Origin of the sequence: Hymenobacter coccineus, from assembly GCF_001816125.1 — a bacterium.
GTDB lineage: Bacteria > Bacteroidota > Bacteroidia > Cytophagales > Hymenobacteraceae > Hymenobacter > Hymenobacter coccineus.
In genome coordinates, this window is record NZ_MDZA01000025.1 from 1 (window position 1) to 15,999 (window position 15,999).

Annotated in this window: 15 protein-coding genes and 1 pseudogene; 10 read left to right on the forward strand and 6 right to left on the reverse strand. The window is 65.3% G+C overall.

The genetic code is table 11. The annotated features are described in order from the left end of the window. On the forward strand, positions 1–769 hold a 769-nt coding region (locus BEN49_RS02235), incomplete at its 5' end, for a TonB-dependent receptor (RefSeq protein WP_158022726.1). 12 nt (positions 770–781) lie between these two features. Here BEN49_RS02235 and BEN49_RS02240 read toward each other — a convergent pair. The 3 genes from BEN49_RS02240 to BEN49_RS02245 form a co-directional block, all read right to left on the reverse strand. Continuing rightward, positions 782–1,231 carry a hypothetical protein gene (locus tag BEN49_RS02240; protein WP_070740166.1) on the reverse strand — a complete coding sequence of 150 codons (450 nt, stop codon included), beginning with the start codon at positions 1,229–1,231 and terminating at the stop codon, positions 782–784. Positions 1,232–1,521: 290 nt separating this feature from the next. Next, positions 1,522–1,893 (reverse strand): hypothetical protein, encoded by a 372-nt coding sequence (locus BEN49_RS26525; protein ID WP_125916424.1) that lies wholly within the window; start codon positions 1,891–1,893, stop codon positions 1,522–1,524. Positions 1,894–2,134: 241 nt separating this feature from the next. Further along, positions 2,135–3,121, reverse strand: coding sequence for a cation diffusion facilitator family transporter (locus tag BEN49_RS02245; protein ID WP_070740171.1), 987 nt, complete (start codon positions 3,119–3,121; stop codon positions 2,135–2,137). Positions 3,122–3,370: 249 nt separating this feature from the next. On the opposite strand from BEN49_RS02245, the gene BEN49_RS02250 reads away from it, so the two are divergent. The 4 genes from BEN49_RS02250 to BEN49_RS02260 all read left to right on the forward strand — a co-directional run bounded on the left by BEN49_RS02250 (position 3,371) and on the right by BEN49_RS02260 (position 8,660). Then, the gene (locus BEN49_RS02250; RefSeq protein ID WP_083325692.1) at positions 3,371–4,771 is read left to right on the forward strand and encodes an Nramp family divalent metal transporter; all 1,401 of its coding nucleotides are present in this window, start codon (positions 3,371–3,373) and stop codon (positions 4,769–4,771) included. 316 nt (positions 4,772–5,087) lie between these two features. Further along, positions 5,088–7,421, forward strand: a complete 2,334-nt coding sequence (locus BEN49_RS02255; protein ID WP_204376030.1) for a TonB-dependent receptor — start codon at positions 5,088–5,090, stop codon at positions 7,419–7,421. Continuing rightward, positions 7,391–7,543, forward strand: a complete 153-nt coding sequence (locus tag BEN49_RS30385) for a hypothetical protein (protein WP_204376031.1) — start codon at positions 7,391–7,393, stop codon at positions 7,541–7,543. Before BEN49_RS02255 ends, BEN49_RS30385 begins: the two co-directional genes overlap by 31 nt. Positions 7,544–7,763: 220 nt before the next feature. Next, complete coding sequence (locus tag BEN49_RS02260) at positions 7,764–8,660, forward strand: transporter (RefSeq protein ID WP_070740173.1); 897 nt, start codon at positions 7,764–7,766, stop codon at positions 8,658–8,660. A gap of 87 nt (positions 8,661–8,747) precedes the next feature. Here the strand turns inward: BEN49_RS02260 and BEN49_RS02265 are convergent, their stop codons facing one another. Next, complete coding sequence (locus tag BEN49_RS02265) at positions 8,748–9,011, reverse strand: hypothetical protein (RefSeq protein ID WP_070740177.1); 264 nt, start codon at positions 9,009–9,011, stop codon at positions 8,748–8,750. 56 nt (positions 9,012–9,067) lie between these two features. After that, on the reverse strand, positions 9,068–9,352 hold the full coding sequence (locus BEN49_RS02270) for a hypothetical protein (protein WP_125916426.1): 285 nt from the start codon (positions 9,350–9,352) through the stop codon (positions 9,068–9,070). A 142-nt stretch (positions 9,353–9,494) separates the two neighbouring features. On the opposite strand from BEN49_RS02270, the gene BEN49_RS02275 reads away from it, so the two are divergent. From BEN49_RS02275 to BEN49_RS02285, 3 genes are all read left to right on the forward strand, one after another. After that, positions 9,495–10,094 (forward strand): thioredoxin family protein, encoded by a 600-nt coding sequence (locus tag BEN49_RS02275; RefSeq protein ID WP_070740186.1) that lies wholly within the window; start codon positions 9,495–9,497, stop codon positions 10,092–10,094. A gap of 97 nt (positions 10,095–10,191) precedes the next feature. Next, a complete protein-coding gene (locus BEN49_RS02280) occupies positions 10,192–10,554 on the forward strand; it encodes a hypothetical protein (RefSeq protein WP_070740189.1) in 363 nt (120 codons plus the stop codon). Between the two features lie 4 nt (positions 10,555–10,558). Further along, positions 10,559–11,128, forward strand: a complete 570-nt coding sequence (locus BEN49_RS02285) for a helix-turn-helix domain-containing protein (RefSeq protein WP_070740192.1) — start codon at positions 10,559–10,561, stop codon at positions 11,126–11,128. Between the two features lie 179 nt (positions 11,129–11,307). Here BEN49_RS02285 and BEN49_RS02290 read toward each other — a convergent pair whose 3' ends face one another. Then, positions 11,308–11,649, reverse strand: a complete 342-nt coding sequence (locus BEN49_RS02290) for a four-helix bundle copper-binding protein (protein ID WP_070740199.1) — start codon at positions 11,647–11,649, stop codon at positions 11,308–11,310. A gap of 309 nt (positions 11,650–11,958) precedes the next feature. Between BEN49_RS02290 and BEN49_RS02295 the strand changes: the two genes are divergently transcribed. Continuing rightward, positions 11,959–13,344, forward strand: a complete 1,386-nt coding sequence (locus BEN49_RS02295) for a hypothetical protein (RefSeq protein WP_125916428.1) — start codon at positions 11,959–11,961, stop codon at positions 13,342–13,344. Between the two features lie 374 nt (positions 13,345–13,718). Next, positions 13,719–15,913: pseudogene (locus BEN49_RS02300) on the forward strand (B12-binding domain-containing radical SAM protein). Positions 15,914–15,999: the final 86 nt, after the last annotated feature.

Genomic DNA, 15,999 nt, shown 5'->3' on the forward strand with positions numbered 1-15,999 from the left:
CGCCCTGGCGCTGCGCTACCCCATTGCCGCGGGCCAGCAGGTGGCGCTGGGCGATGTGCGCGTGCGCGGCCAGCGGCCCCCGGCCGACGGCGCCACCCGCCCCTACTCCAACCGCAACGCCGTGGTGCTGCAAGTGGGCGACCTGGCCAAAAACGCCGAAAGCCGCACCCTGATCCAGTACCTGCAAGGGCGCGTGGCGGGCGTAGCCGTGTCGGGCAACAGCATCAACATCCGCCAAAGCTCCACCTTGCAGGACCAGTCCACGGGCGGGTTTGGCCTGGTGCAGCCGCTGTTTTTGATTGATGGGGCCATTGTGCCGGCTGATGTTTTTACGTCGTTCCCGCTGCGCGAAGTAGAAACCATCGACGTGCTGAACCAGAACGCGGCGGCCATGTTCGGCAGCCAGGGCTACGGGGGCGTCATCGCCGCGTACACACGCCAGGCCGGCCCGTCGTACGCCGTGGACCCGCAGGCGCAGTTTGCCGCGGCCCGCGCCGGTGTGCTTTCGGCCCAAATACCGGGCTACTACCGGGCCCGTGAGTTCTACGCCCCGCGCTACGAAGCGCCGGCCACCCGGCCCGACCCGCGCTACACCACCCTCTACTGGGCCCCCACCGTGCGCACCGACGCCAGCGGCCAGGCCCAGCTGTCTTTCTTCACTGCCGACGCCGGCGGCACGTTCCAAATCGTGGCCGAGAGGCTGAGCGCACAGGGCACGCCCCTACGCGGCTGCGCGGTGCTCGTGGTGCAAGGGGACCCCGGCAAGTAAGCGGCCGGGGCCCTACGACAGCAGCCGCGCCTGATGGGCGGCGTTGAGGAGGGCAGGCGCGTTTTTGAGGGTGGCCAGCGCCACTTCTTTGGCGGCCTGCTTTAGCTCGTCGGGGCTGATGTCGCGGGTTTCCTCGCGCACCAGGTAGGCCAGGGTTTGGAAGGCGTGGGCCAGGGCCCGGCGGCGCGGCCGCTCGGCCTGCAACTCCTTGCGTACCAGGGCCAGGTGCACCTGAATCCGCTTGCGCCGCACGCGAAACACCGATTCCTGCGCCGCGGTGGGCTGCACGGCGTCGAGCAGGGCCACCAGAGGCAGTAGCTTGGTGGCCGTGGTGGCCGCCGCCCCAGCCAAGCGCTGGCGCCGGCCGGGGGCGGCCACTTTAGTGGGAGCAAGGCCGATGAGGGCGGCGGCGGGGGCCCCATCCCCGGCGGGTTCGTGGTGGTCGTCTGGCGTGCTGGCCATGATAAAAAGTAGCGTACACCGGCCAAGGTAAGGGCGAAGCGCCGGGGGCCCAGCGGCTCAGAAGCGGCGGGCCAGCGTCAGCGTTTCGGAGGGTACGTCGGTTACGCCGCCGGTGCCCTTTTGCCGGGCCACCCGCAGGCCCACGAGCTAGCGCTGCTGGCCCATGGCTATTATCGCAGGGCAGTGGAAAGGTGCTTAAAGCCTTGTACTGTAGAGCGTTTTAACTTTTGATGGTCTATTAATCAACTGACTCACTATGCATTGCCACCTGTTTCTGGGGTTGCCCCCTGCTACAAGTCGAATGTATAGAATTTGGTTTGTCCAGCGGTTACCTGCACACTTTGGGCCGTCGAAGCATTAACTACGAATTCGTAGTTTCCTGGATTTAAGCCGTTTAAAATGACAGTGGTTTTCAGGCGGGTGTTTGTGATTGGTGGTGGCGAGCCGGTAAATGGGCCACTGCGCAATGCGCTGCCAGTACCGGTTGTCGTGCGAATCAGCCAACCTTCTTCCGTGAAGAGGGAATAGCCAACGTAGATGGAATCGTAGGTAACCGTCAGGTTGAGGTTACCCGTGGTAGGAGCCGGTTCGTCCTTTTTACAAGCGGAGACAGAAAAGGCCGCAACCGTAAGCGCCACAAGGTAGAAGGAGCGAAAAGTCATCGGAAACGAGAGGAAAGTGTTAACCAAAGAGTTCAACACGAAAGTAACTGGGAATTTACTAAGAATTACTGGGCCGAAAACAGCCTAATTCTTGCACCAGAGCAGCCGAACCAGAGAGGCAAAACAGGCCGCCCGGTATGTCTCAGTAAAACGCAAGCAGTGCGGTTTCGGGGGTAATTTGGCCTTTACCGCCGCCCCAACCTGATAACCGGCCGCGAGCAACCGCCAACTCGCCCAGCCGCTACAGGCGGTGGCGCTCGTTGCGCACGGCGTTGTGCAGCTCCCACACCACCTCGTGCTCGAAGGGGTGCACGCGCACCGGGCAGTCGGCCATGCGGCAGAGCGAGCAGGCGGCAAACGTGCACGGGTCGGCGTGGACGAACATCTCCACTTCCACCGCGAACTTGGCCCGGATCAGCTCCTCGATGTCGTGCAGCTCGGTGTGCACGTGCTCCAGGCTGAAGTAGTAGGGCATCTGCATGTGGCAGTCGATGTGCAGGTTGGCGCCGTAGCGCTGCACGCGCAGGTTGTGCACGTCAATCCAGGGGGCCCGGCGGTGGGCCTGCAGCTCGGCGATGACCTCCGTGACCACGGCCGTGTCGGTTTCGTCCATCAGGCCCGCCACCGAGCGGCCCACCATGCGCCCGCCGTTCACCAGAATAAAGCCGCCCAGCAGCAGGGCCGCCCCGCCGTCGATGCGCTCGATGCCGGTAGCCGCCACCAGCAGCAGGGCCCCCGACGACACGATGGACGTGAGGGCGTCGATATACAAATGCTGGCCGTCGCCCACCAGGGCCACCGAGTTCATTGCCTTGCCCTGGCGCACCAGGTACAAGCCCAGGCCCAGGTTGGCCACCGCCGTGGTAGCCAGCAGCGCCACGCCCCAGCTGGGCCGGGCCACCGCGTGCGGGTGCAGCAGGCTGCCCGTGGCCGAGTACAGGATGTAGGCCCCGGCAATAAAAATTAGGGCCCCCTCGAAGCCCACCGACAGGTGCTCGATTTTGCCGTGGCCGTAGGGGTGGTTCTCGTCTTTGGGCAGGCCGGCCAAGTACAGGCTGTACAGGGCAAAGCCGCTGGTGAAAATGTTGATGATGCTCTCCAACGCATCCGTCAGCACCACTTGCGAGCGGGTGAGGTGGTAAGCGTAGAATTTGATGGCCACCAAGGCCACGCTCACCACGAGGGAGAGCAAGCCGAGGCGGGTTTTGGTTTGGGCCAGCGCAGTCATAAGTAGTTAGCCAGCAGCTTTCAGTGGCTAGCTTTTATTTGATTAGCAACAAGTTGCCCCTACTAAAGTGGCAATTTCATTTCGCCTAGCCATTATCCTGCAAAAGCGAAACGGGCCGGCAAAGGTCGCGCTTTCGGGGCCCCGGCCACCGGTTGGCCCCTAACTTTTTCCGAAATTTTCCGTATTTTAGGGCGTTTAAAATTAATTTTTAGACTAGCCTAAAAATTTGCTCTACCTTTGTAGTGTACTATGACTGAGTTTACTCCCGCCACTGCCGTGCCTGCCGCCTTGCCCACCGTTGCGCCGCCCGTTGCGCCGCCCGCCGAGCCGGGCTGGCGGCACCCCCGCCGGGGCACCTCGCTGAGCGAAGTGCACGGCAGCATCACGGTGCCGGGCGAGGGGGCGTCGTTCTGGCAAAAGTTCCGGGCCTACTGGGGCCCCGGGCTGCTGGTATCGGTGGGCTACATGGACCCCGGCAACTGGGCCACCGACATTGCGGGCGGCGCCAAGTTTGGCTATACCCTGCTGAGCGTGGTGCTGCTCAGCAACCTGTTTGCCATGGTGTTGCAGCACCTGGCCGTGAAGCTGGGCGTGGTTACCGGGCGCGACCTGGCCCAGGCCTGCCGCGACCACTACTCCAAGCCCGTGGCCATGGTGCTGTGGGTGTTCTGCGAAATTGCCATCGCCGCCTGCGACCTGGCCGAAGTCATTGGCTCGGCCATCGCCTTCAACCTGCTCTTTGGCCTGCCCATCACCTGGGGCATCGTGCTCACCACCTTCGACGTGCTGCTTATCCTACTGCTGCAAAGCAAAGGTTTCAAGGTGATTGAGAGCCTAGTGGCAGCGCTTATCCTCACCATTTTCGTTTGCTTTCTCTACGAGATTATCGTTTCGCACCCCGACTGGCTGGGGCTGGCCGGCGGGCTGGTGCCGCGGCCGGAAGTGGTGAGCAACCCGGCCATGCTCTACGTGGCCATTGGCATCCTGGGGGCCACCGTGATGCCGCACAACCTATACCTGCACTCGGCCATCGTGCAGGTGCGCCAGATTGAGCCCACCGAGCCGGGCAAGCGCTCGGCCATCAAGTTTGCCACCATCGACTCGACGGTGGCGCTGGGGCTGGCGTTTTTCGTGAATGCGGCCATCCTGGTTACGGCCGCCGCCGCCTTCCATGGCAAGGGCTACGACAACGTGGCCGACATTGCCGACGCCCACAAACTGCTGACGCCGGTGCTGGGCGCGGGCGCGGCCAGCGTGGTGTTTGCCATTGCGCTGCTGGCCTCGGGCCAAAGCTCCACGCTCACCGGCACGCTGGCCGGGCAGGTGGTGATGGAGGGCTTCCTGCACATCAAGCTGCGGCCCTGGTTGCGGCGGCTCATCACGCGGCTACTGGCGGTGGTGCCGGCCTTCATCGTGGCGCTGCTCTACGGCGAAAAAGGAACCGGCGAGCTGCTGGTGCTCAGCCAGGTTATCCTGTCGCTGCAACTCTCGTTTGCCGTTATTCCGCTGGTGCTCTTTACCAACGACAAGCTCAAAATGGGCGTGTTTGTGAACCGGCCCTGGCTGCGCATCACGGCCTGGGTGGTGGCGGCCATCATCCTGGTGCTGAACGCCTACCTGCTTTACCAGACGTTTGCCGGCAATGAGTAGCCGACCGCACGCCCCCCGGTTAGGCTGCTGATTGCTCCGTTTTTCCTGTTTTAGGGCCCCCGCGACCCCACCGGATGTGGGAATGGAAAAAGTATTGCCCAGCGCAAACGGCTTATGCGATACACAACTATTTATGGTACAATAATTTACATATTTACCTGACGTTTGGGGCCCCAGTTCAGCCGGGGCCTATCAGCACTGCCCCAGTACCGGCTGCGGGTAGCCCATACCCTTCAATCCCTTCAACCCGGATGCTTTTTCAAGCGGCTTTGCAGCCGTTGTCGGCTTTGTTGTGCCTCTTCAATTCGTGGATTTTATGAAGCAACTTATTCTCCTGCTGCTACTTATCCCGATTTTGGCCCGTGCCCAGGCCCCGAGCCTGCGCGGCCAGGTGCAGGACGCCGACGGCCGTCCGGTGCCCTTTGCCAGCGTGGCCGTGCCGGCCCTGGCGCAGGGCACTGCGGCCGACGACCACGGCCGCTTCACGCTGCCCAACCTACCGGCCGGCGCGCAGCGGCTGCAAGTAAGCGCCGTGGGCTACGCCACCACCAGCCTCAGTGTCACGCTTCCGGCCAATAAGCCCTTGACCATTAGAATAAAGGCTGAGGGCAAGGCGCTGGCCGAAGTGGTGGTGACGGGCGTGGGCCGGACCACCGAAATTCGGCGCTCGCCGGTGCCCATTGCGGCCCTGTCGGGCAAGGAAATCCGCCTCAATGCTAACGCCAACGCTATTGATGCGGCGGTGCGCGGCATTCCGGGCCTGAGCGCCGTGACCTCGGGGCCCAACGTCAGCAAGCCCTTCATTCGCGGACTGGGCTACAACCGGGTGCTCACCATGTTCAACGGCCTGCGCCAGGAGGGGCAGCAGTGGGGCGACGAGCACGGCATTGAGGTAGACGGCTACGGCGTGGACCGCGTGGAAGTGGTGAAGGGCCCGGCCAGCCTGCTTTACGGCTCCGATGCCGTGGCGGGCGTGGTAAACCTGCTGCCGGCCCTGCCCCGGGGCCCCGAGGGCGAGCTGCACGGCGAGGCGCTGGCCGAGTACCAGGGCGTGAACGGCCTGATCGGAAACTCCTTGGCTTTCGATTACCAGAAAAACGGCTTGCAGGCCAGCCTGCGCGGCAGCCGCCGCCAGGCCCGCGACTACCGCAACCCCGTGGACGGCCTGGTGTACAACACCGGCTTCCGCGAAGTGCAGGTGACCGGCATGGTGGGCGTGCAAAAAAAGTGGGGCGGCGCGCACCTGTGGCTATCGACTTACGACGACCGCCAGGAAATACCCGACGGCAGCCGCGACTCGCTGAGCCGGCGCTTTACCCGGCAGGTATTCGAGGGCAACCGCGACGATATCAAGAACCGACCCCTGGTGAGCGGCCACGAGCTGAATAGCTACGGCATCAGCGACTTGCGCCAGCGCATCCAGCACTACCGGGCCTTTGGCACCACCGAAATCCGGCTGGGGCCCGGCGAGCTGCGGGCGCTGCTGGGCGTGCAGCAAAACCACCGCCAGGAGTTCAACCACCCCACCAACCCCGCCCAGCCGGGCCTCGACCTGCAGCTGACCACCGCCAACTACCAGGCGCGCTACCTCTTCGATGCCTGGCGCGGCTACGAGCTGACGGTGGGCGCGGGCGGCATGAGCCAGGACAACCGCCACCTCCACGCCACCGACTTCCCCATTCCGCCCTTCCGGCTGTTCGATTTGGGCGGGTTCGGGCTGCTGAAAAAGGCGTTTGGGGCCCTGGAGCTCACCGGTGGCCTGCGCTACGACACCCGCCGCGTCAGCTGGCCCGACTTCTACGTGGGCCCCAACCCGGCCAACGGGTTTGAGCAGGCCGTGGGGGCCGGGGGCCCCGGGGCCCGCCAGCAGTTTGCCGCCTTTGCGCGCACCTATAATGGCCTGTCGGCCAGCCTGGGCGGCAGCTACGCCCTGGGCGAGCGGCTGGTGCTGCGGGCCAACGTGGCCCGCGGCTACCGGGCCCCCAACATCCCCGAAATCGGCTCCAACGGCCTCGACCCCGGGGCCCACATCATCTACCTGGGCAACCGGGATTTCGTGCCCGAGTTTAACTGGCAGGAAGACCTGGGCTTGCTCTATAAATCGCCCGATTTGGAGGGCAGCGTGGAGGTGTTTTACAACCACGTCGAGAACTTCATTTACCAGGCCCGGCAGTACGACGCCGACGGCCAGCCCCTGCGCGATGCGGTGGGCAACTCTACCTACCAGTTTGAGCAGGCGGCGGCCAACCTCTACGGCGGCGAGCTGGCCTTTAACCTGCACCCCACGGCCCTACCCTGGGCGAGCCTGCGCACCGGCGCGGCCCTGGTTATCGGCCGCAACGAGAACGCCGCCCTGCGCGAGCGGGTGGGCACGGCCGGCCGCTACCTGCCCCTCATTCCGGCCCCATCGGCGCGCGCGAGCTGCGCCTCACCGCGCCCGAGCGGATCGGCACGCTCTTCACGGCCAGCTACTTCCGCTTCAACCTGGATGCCACGGCCACCCAAAACCGCTTCTACGCCGTGGACGGCGCCGAAACCCGCACCCCCGGCTACGCCCTCTGCGGCGCGGGCCTGGGCACCAGCCTGCGCACCCGGGGCGGCCGCGAAGCCGTGCAGCTGGTGCTGCAAGCCGATAACCTCTTCAACGTAGCCTACCAAGCGCACCTCAACCGCCTCAAGTACTTCGAGTACTACGCGGCTGCGCCCGGCGGCCGGCTGGGCATTTACAGCCCCGGCCGCAACCTGAGCGTGAAAGTGGTAGTACCGTTTTAGCTGATGGCTTTTGGCTGATGGCGGATGGCTTATTGGCCTTCTGTCTAGGAAGCCCCGGGGCCCCGGGAAGCGGCTGCTACCCGGGAAGCGCCGGGGGGTCAGCGTCCCCGGCACGCCGCCAATTAGCGAAGCACCAATGGCCGGCCCGGGGCCCTAATTCGGCCGCCGGGGCGGGCGCTGCGTATGCGGGCCACCTTTTAATGTTGTTTTAATCTACTCGATGAAGCTACGCTACCTATCCCTGGGCCTGGCGCTGGCGGTGGCCCGCCCGGCGCACGCCCAAAAACCAGAAACCCAGCAGGCAAACGGCGCCAAAAAGCCCCTAATGAACGACACCGTGAGCGTCGACAAGAGCCACTACACCATTTTCCGGCCCACGCCGCGCAAGTACATGCGGCCGATGGTGCCCGACCGCCCCGGCATCACCGAAAGCCCGTACTCGGTGGATGCGGGCCACTTCCAGTACGAAACCGACGCCCTGCGCCTGCTGACGCGCCGCGAGGGCCCAACCTACGGCCACGACTGGTACGTGAACCACGCGCTGGCCAAAATCGGCCTCACCAACCGCACCGATTTGCAGGTCGGCCTCGACTCGTACACCGACACCCGCAGCTACGACGACGCCGACCCCAGCCAGTCGGAGGTGCACCGCGGCTTCGGCGACGTGACGCTGCGCCTCAAGCACACACTGGTGGGCGACGACGACAGCCGCTGGGCCCTGGGCCTGCTCGGCTACGTGACGCTGCCCACCGGGGGCCCCCGCGGCGACGGGGCCGTGGAGTACGGCGCGGTGCTGCCCGGGGTATTCCAGCTTACCAAGGCCTGGGGCATTGGCGGGCAGGTGGCCGCCGCCGTGTACTGGGACCGCGACACGCAGGCGCGCTACCTCCAGTTCACGCCCACCTTTACGACTGACTACCAGTTCACTAAGCTGGTCCAGGCCTTTGTGGAGCTGGTGGGGTACTGGGATGTGCGCCAGGCGTCGTGGCGCAGCTCCATCAACCTGGGGCCCCAGATCGACATCAGCGACAACGTGCAGCTGGACTTTGGCGCCCACCTGCCCGTCACCCACGGCGTGGACCGCGAGTATTTCCTGGGCCTCAGCTTCCGGCGCTAGCCAGCAAACGGGCATCAATTAACAACCCGCCGCAAACCCCTTGGCAGGGGGCCACGGCGGGTTGTTAGGTGGCACTTGTTGCGGGTGCTATTTGTCCGATTTGCCGTCGTGGTTGCCGTCGGTGCGGCTATCGGCGGCCTCGTAGCCTTGCTCCTGGGTGTTGGTTTTGCTGGGGCGGCGCAGGCCGGCCACGATGGAATCACCGCTGGGGTTGGCCTGGATGATGTCGCCGTGCTTGGGGCCGCTCTCCTCCACATTGACGGCACCATATTTTTTTTCGCCGCACGCGCTGACGCTGAGGCCGGTGGCCACGGCGGCAACCAGGAGGAGGGGACGGAAGAGGGTTTTCATACGGGTAATAAAAAACAAGAAAAGCCGTGGATACGGCGTGAGGAAGCAGCGCGGGGCTAGTGGTCGGCCTTGCCGTCGTGGTCGCGGTCGACGCGGTTATCGGCGTTTTCGTAGAGCTGCTCGCCGGTGGGCTGGGCCGACGTGTTGCGGTGCAGGCCGGCCGTGGCCGAATCTTCGCCAACGCCCGTGGCGGAGCTGCCTTCGTTGGGAACGAAGGTCTTGGGAGCAGCGCGCTCGACGTTGACGGCGCCGGGGGTGTCGGCGTTGTTGCTGCAACCGGCCAGGGAGCCGGCGAAGGCAACGGCCAGCAGGATGGGGAGGGAACGAAGGCGATTTTTCATGGCAGCGAAAAGCGTAAAGCGTGGAAACAGCCCGGCAGCAGCGCCCCGGTGCAAAGATAAACGCAACCTCCGGCCCCGGGTTTAGTTAAGCAACCGGCCGCCGGTTATTTTGGCCAGCGGTTTTGCCTCTTCTCCTCCGTTTATGTCCACTGCTTCCGCTACCGCCGCTTTGCCGGCCCCCGCCTATACTTACGCCGAGTTCCGGGCGCTGGTGGGCACGCTGGCCACCGAGCACCGCACCAGTGGCCCCGACCAGGGCCCCGCGCTGGTGCGCTTCACCGAGCAAAACCAGCAGCACCTCGACCGCGCCTACGCCCTGCCTCTGCTGCCCGAGCTAGTGGACCGTCTGCGCCACCTCGACGCGCCCCAACGCTGGCTGGTGCTGGCCGAGGCCTGGTGCGGCGACACCGCCCACGAGCTGCCCCTGCTGGCCCACCTGGCCGAGGGCAGCGGCGGCCGCGTGGCCCTGCACGTGCTGCTGCGCTCCGAGCACCCCGAGTTCATGGCCGCCCACCAAACCAACGGCAAAAACAGCATCCCGAAGCTTGTGATGCAGGACGCGGCCACCGGCGCCACTGTGGCCGAGTGGGGCCCCCGCCCGGCCGAGGCCCACGCGCTGGCCCAGCGCCTGCACGCCGACCCCGAGCAGCACACGGCCGCCATCGTGCGCCAGATGAACGAATGGTACACCACCGACCAGGGCCAATCGTTGCAGCGCGAGCTGCTGGCGGTGCTGGCGTAGCGGCGGGCACTATTCCGGGGCGGGTGCGCGTTGTAGCGGCCCGGCCCGCGGGGCCCTTGCAAATTTCCGTGTAATTTCACCTGCCCAACCGCTTCCCATGCCCCAGCCGCCGCGCCTGCGCTTTGCCCGTATCCTCGCCCCTGGGCCGTGGCGGCGGGTGGGCGTGCTAGCGGCGGTCAGCCTCGGGCTGGCGCTGGCGCTGGTGGGCTACGTGTTCGGGGCCGACGGGCATTTCTTCGGCCGGCTGGCCCCGGCGTTCTTTATCTTTTTCTGGCTCCTAGCGGTTACCTTCCTGGCCGTGGTGCCGTTTGTGGGCTGGGCCACCGGCCACTGGTTTGGCCGGGGCTGGGCGGCTTCGTCGCCCGCCCCGGCAGCCCGCCGGCCCCGCCCGGCCCCGGCCCGGGGCCCTGTTCGTTCTGCATCTTCAACTGCCGCCGTTGGGCGGTCTTCAACACGTTAGCTCTATGTCCACGAACCTGCTATACATCAAAAACATGGTGTGCCCCCGTTGCGTTGAGGCCGTACACAACTTGCTGGAGCGCGCCGGTTACAAGACCAAAACCGTGACGCTGGGCACCGCGGAGCTCGACGCTACCACCCCGTTCGACCCCGAAACCGTGGCCCCGCTGCTCGAAGCTGCCGGCTTTGAGCTGCTGCGCGGCCGCGCCGAGCAGCTCACCGAGCAAATCAAAACCCTGCTCGCCGACTACCTCGAGCACCTGCGCACGGCCCGCTCGCCGCTCACCACCTCGGCCTTTCTTACTGAGCGGCTGGCGGCCACCTACTCGCACCTGAGCAAGGTGTTCTCGCGCACCGCGCACCTCACCATCGAGAAGTACCTCATTCGCCTCAAGATTGAGCACGTGAAGGAGCTGCTCAGCTACGGCGAGCTGACCCTGAACCAGATTGCCGACCAGATGCGCTACAGCTCGGGCCAGCACCTGAGCAACCAGTTTCGCCAGGTTACGGGCCACTCCGTCAGTGAGTTCCGCCGCCAGGCCCTGCCCCCGCGCCTATCGCTGGATTCGCTGTAAGGCAGCGGTTCTAACTGCAAAAAGGGGCCCCCACCGGTTTGGCAGGGGCCCCTTTTTTTGGTTGAACGATGTAGCGCGGACTTTGTAGTCCGCGGCTCTCGCTTCGTCCTGACGGCAGCCGCCGGACAACCGGGCAACGACCGTTCAGAGCCGCGGACTACAAAGTCCACGCTACAGCGCTAGCTGTACGACTTGCAGGCTTCGAGGCAGGCTTTGCAGGCAGCGGCGCACTCCTGGCAATGCTGGTGCTTGTGCTGGGCGCATTCGTCGTGGCACTTCTGGCAGATTTCAATGCACTCCTTGAGTACGTGCTTGGCGTGGTCGGAGCCGCGGGCGATGAAGGCGGCGGTGAGGCGGCAGATGTCGGCGCAGTCGCGGTCAAGGCGGATGCAGGGCACCATCATCTGGATGTTGTCTTCGCCGAGGCAAGCAGTGGCGCAGTGCTCGCAGGCGGCTACGCAGCGGGCGAGGGCATCAAGCACGTCTTGGTGGGCGGGGCGGGGGGCAGTGGAAATGGCCATATACGGGGCAGGAATAGGTTGAGTAAGAAGCGACAACGGGCCGCTCGTTCTGGTTTACGGGGCCCCGGCCGCCAGCGCCGTGCAGGATTCTGCCAAAAGCCAACACCATTCGGGCAGGGCCCCAAATCGTAGAGGACCTCAGGCCGAATTGTGTTGGCCCGCGTGAAAACCGGGTGAGGCGAACGAGCGTTCTAGCAGCATGAACACTTCGACGCTCTTCGCTCCTGCTTCGTCCCGTGCCGCGGCCCTGGTGCTGCTCGCCACTGGCCTGCTGGGGGCCCCGCCCGTGCCCAAACCACCATGCCGGGCATGAACATGCCCGTGCCCGCCGACACCACCCGCCCCAAAAAGCCAATGCCCCCCACGAGCGGCATGGACCACGGGAGCATGAGCGGCATGAACCACGCGGGAATGGACATGGGCGGCGCCGACGACGGCCCCACCATGTCGGCCGCCACCTCGCGCAACCTGCCCATGAGCCGCAACGGCTCGGCCACCAGCTGGCAGCCCGACGCCACGCCCATGTACATGTGGATGACGCACAAAGGCCCCTGGATGGTGATGGCCCACGGCCAGGCTTACGGCCGCTACACCAGCCAGAACTTCAACCACAGCAGCGGCCGCGGCCACGCCAACGCCGTGGACGGCCCCAACTGGGGCATGGCCATGGCCCAGCGCAACGTGGGGGCCCACGGCCTGCTGAACCTGACGCTAATGATGTCGCTCGACGCGCTGACGGAAACCCGCGGCGGCTACCCGCTGCTGTTCCAAACCGGCGAGAGCTACAAGGGCCAGCCGCTCATCGACAAGCAGCACCCGCACGACCTGTTTTCGGGCCTGAGCGTGGGCTACGTGCACGCCGTGAACCAGGACGTGGACGTGAGCCTGTACCTGGGCTACCCCGGCGAGCCGGCCGTTGGGCCGGTGGCGTTCATGCACCGCATTTCGGCCATGCCCAACCCCGACGCGCCCCTCTCCCACCACTGGACCGACGCCACGCACATCACTTTCGGGGTGGCCACGTTGGGCGTGCGCTATAAGCAGTTCAAGCTGGAAGGCAGCAACTTCACCGGCCGCGAGCCCGACCAGTACCGCTACGATTTCGACAAGCCCCGCGCCGATTCCTGGGCCGCGCGCCTGAACTGGAACCCCAGCCGCGAGCTGGCGCTGCAAGTCAGCCGCGCCTTCATTAAGAGCCCCGAAGACCTGCACCCCGACGAAAACGTGACCCGCACCACGGCCAGCATTCTGCACAGCCACAGCTTGGGCGCCAACCGCCACTACATCGCCTCGGCCCTGGTCTGGGGCATGAACGAGGGCCACGGCGCCCACCCCGAGCACGCCGTGCTGGCCGAAACTAACCTCACCCTGGGCCGCCCCACCTTCTACGGCCGCTACGAGTTCGTGCAGAAAGACAGCGAGGAGCTAGCCCTCATAACCACCGGCTTTGGCGAAGCCGCCGTGTTCAACATCCACACCCTCACGCTGGGGGCCAGCTACCGCCTCACCCGCGACGACTTCCGGGGCCCCGAGATGCACATCGGCGGCCAGGTAACGGGCTACGTGCCGGCCGCCGCGCTGCGCCCGCTCTACGGCGACGTGCCCCTCTCGGCCTCGGTGTACGTGCGCCTGAACGCGCCCTGGATGAGCATGGGCAAAATGGGTGGTAGCAAAATGGGGGGCATGAAGATGTAGCCGCGGGGCACGGGACGCTGGGCGGGCTGCCGGCTTTTTCGCCGGCTGCCCACTAAACGTTGAGTTGTCGGCAGCGGTCTGAAATGGAGTGGTCCGGCGACTTTTTCCATTGTCGGGCCACTCTTGCGACGCCCCGGAACCGCTGTTCTTCAGTCAGAGTGGCCCGACGAAGCCCTTCGGGCAATTCGCCGGACCACCCCGTTTAAAACTATCGCGGAATCGCATGGGTAGCCCCTGGGGGCCCTGGCGATTACCGGGCAGCCGGCGAAAAGCCAGCAGCCCGGGCCGTTTCAATCCGCAATCACTACCTGCCGATTCTGCCCGACCTTTGTACCTACTGAACCCGGGGCCCCTTGGCCGGGTTGAAGCCTACCGTGTCGCTCGCCGCTCCCAAAATCCTGCTCATCACCCCGCCGCTCACGCAGCTCAACACCCCGTACCCGGCCACGGCCTACATCAAGGGGTTTTTGAAGGGGCGCGGCTACGACGTGGCGCAGGCCGACCTGGGCTTGCAGCTGGTGCTACGCTTGTTTTCGGTAGACGGGCTGAAGCGCGTTTTTGCCGAGATTGAAGCCGGTGATTTCAACCTCAGCGATAACGCCAAGCGGATGCTACGGCTGCAAAACCGCTACCTGGCCACCGTGGCACCGGTCGTGCGCTTTTTGCAGAACAAAGACCTGACCCTGGCCCCGCGCATCTGCCACGGCCGCTTCCTGCCCGAAGCCAGCCGTTTCGACAACGTGGCCGACCTCGAAACCGCTTTCGGCACCATGGGCCTCACCGACCAGGCCCGCCACCTGGCCACGCTGTATTTGGAGGACTTGGCCGACCTCATCAAGGAAACCGTGGGGCCCCACTTCGGCTTCTCGCGCTACGCCGAAAAGCTGGCCCTCTCCGCCACCAGCTTCGAGCCGCTGCACCAGGCCCTGCAAGCCCCCGCTAATTTGCTGGACACCTTGCTATTGGAGGAGCTGGACGCGCTGCTGGCCCGCACGCAGCCCGACGTGGTGGGGTTCACCGTGCCCTTCCCCGGCAACCTCTACGGGGCCCTGCGCCTGGCCCAGCGCATCAAGCAAACCCGCCCCGCAACGCGCACCATCATGGGCGGCGGCTACCCCAACACCGAGCTGCGCACCATCAAGGAGCCGCGCTTTTTCGACTACATCGACCACCTCACCCTCGACGACGGCGAGGGCCCCTGGCTGCGGCTGTTCGATTTCTGGGCCGGCAAAATCCCGCAATGCGAGCTGCAACGCACGTTTCTGCGCGACGACGCGGGCGATATTCAGTACGTCAACCACCCGCACCCCGACGTGCCGCACCCCGAAGTGGGCACGCCCGACTACTCCGACCTGCCGCTGCGCGACTACCTCTCGGTGCTGGAAGTGCTGAACCCCATGCACCGCCTCTGGAGCGACGGCCGCTGGAACAAGCTCACCGTGGCCCACGGCTGCTACTGGAAGCGTTGCTCGTTTTGCGACGTCACGCTCGACTACATCAGCCGCTACGAAACCGCACCGGCCACGCTGCTCGTGGACCGCATTGAGCAAATCATTGCCCAGACCGGCCAAACCGGCTTTCACTTCGTGGACGAGGCCGCCCCGCCCCTGGCCCTGCGCGACCTGGCCGTGGAGCTGCTCCGCCGCCGCGTGGCCATCACGTGGTGGGGAAATATTCGGTTTGAAAAAACCTTCTCGCCCGACCTGTGCCGGCTGCTGGCCGCTTCGGGCTGCATCGCTATTTCGGGGGGCCTGGAAGTGGCCTCCGACCGCCTGCTGGCGCTGATGGAAAAGGGCGTCACCATCGGCCAGGTGGCGCGCGTCACAGAGGGTTTCACGCAGGCCGGCATCATGGTGCACGCCTACCTCATGTACGGCTTCCCCACCCAAACCGCTCAGGAAACCGTTGATTCGTTGGAGGTTGTGCGGCAACTGTTTGCGGCCGGCGTGGTGCAGAGCGGCTACTGGCACCGCTTCTCGATGACGGCCCACTCACCGGTGGGGAAGAACCCGGCCAAGTACCAGGTGGCCGCCGTGGGCCCCGAGCCCGCCGGCTTCGCCTGGAACGACCTCTGGCACGACGACCCGCTCGGCACCGACCACGAAGCCTTCGGCCCCGGCCTGGCCAAAAGCCTCTACAACTACCTCCACGGCGTGCCCTCGACGAGCCGCTGGGCTTCTGGTTCGACTTCAAAACGCCCAAAACCACTACCCCGCGCCAACTGGTGGCCCAGGCCCTGCAAGCCCCCGAAAAGCCCGACTTCGCCAAGCAGAACCAGCGCCTGTTCTGGCTCGGCAACGCCCCCGAGTTGCGCGTCGAAGCCGGCAAAAAAGGGGCCCGCGCCGTGCTCACCTGTTACGAGCAAGCCGAAGATTTCGAGGTGAAAGCCCCCGAAGCCGCCGGCCGCTGGCTGCACGAGCTACTCGTGCAACTCAGCCACGACTACGACACCAAGCTGCTGCTAAAAGAAGCCGCCGCCACTTTCCCCGCCGCCGCGGGCTCCTTCGACGCCTTCCTCATCAGCCCTGCCTGGCAGCTGCTGCGCGAAAAAGGCCTGCTGCTACTGTAGCTGTAGCGCGGACTTTGTAGTCCGCGGCTCTCGCTTCGTCCTGCCGATTAATCGTTGGACGACCGTTCAGAGCCGCGGACTACAAA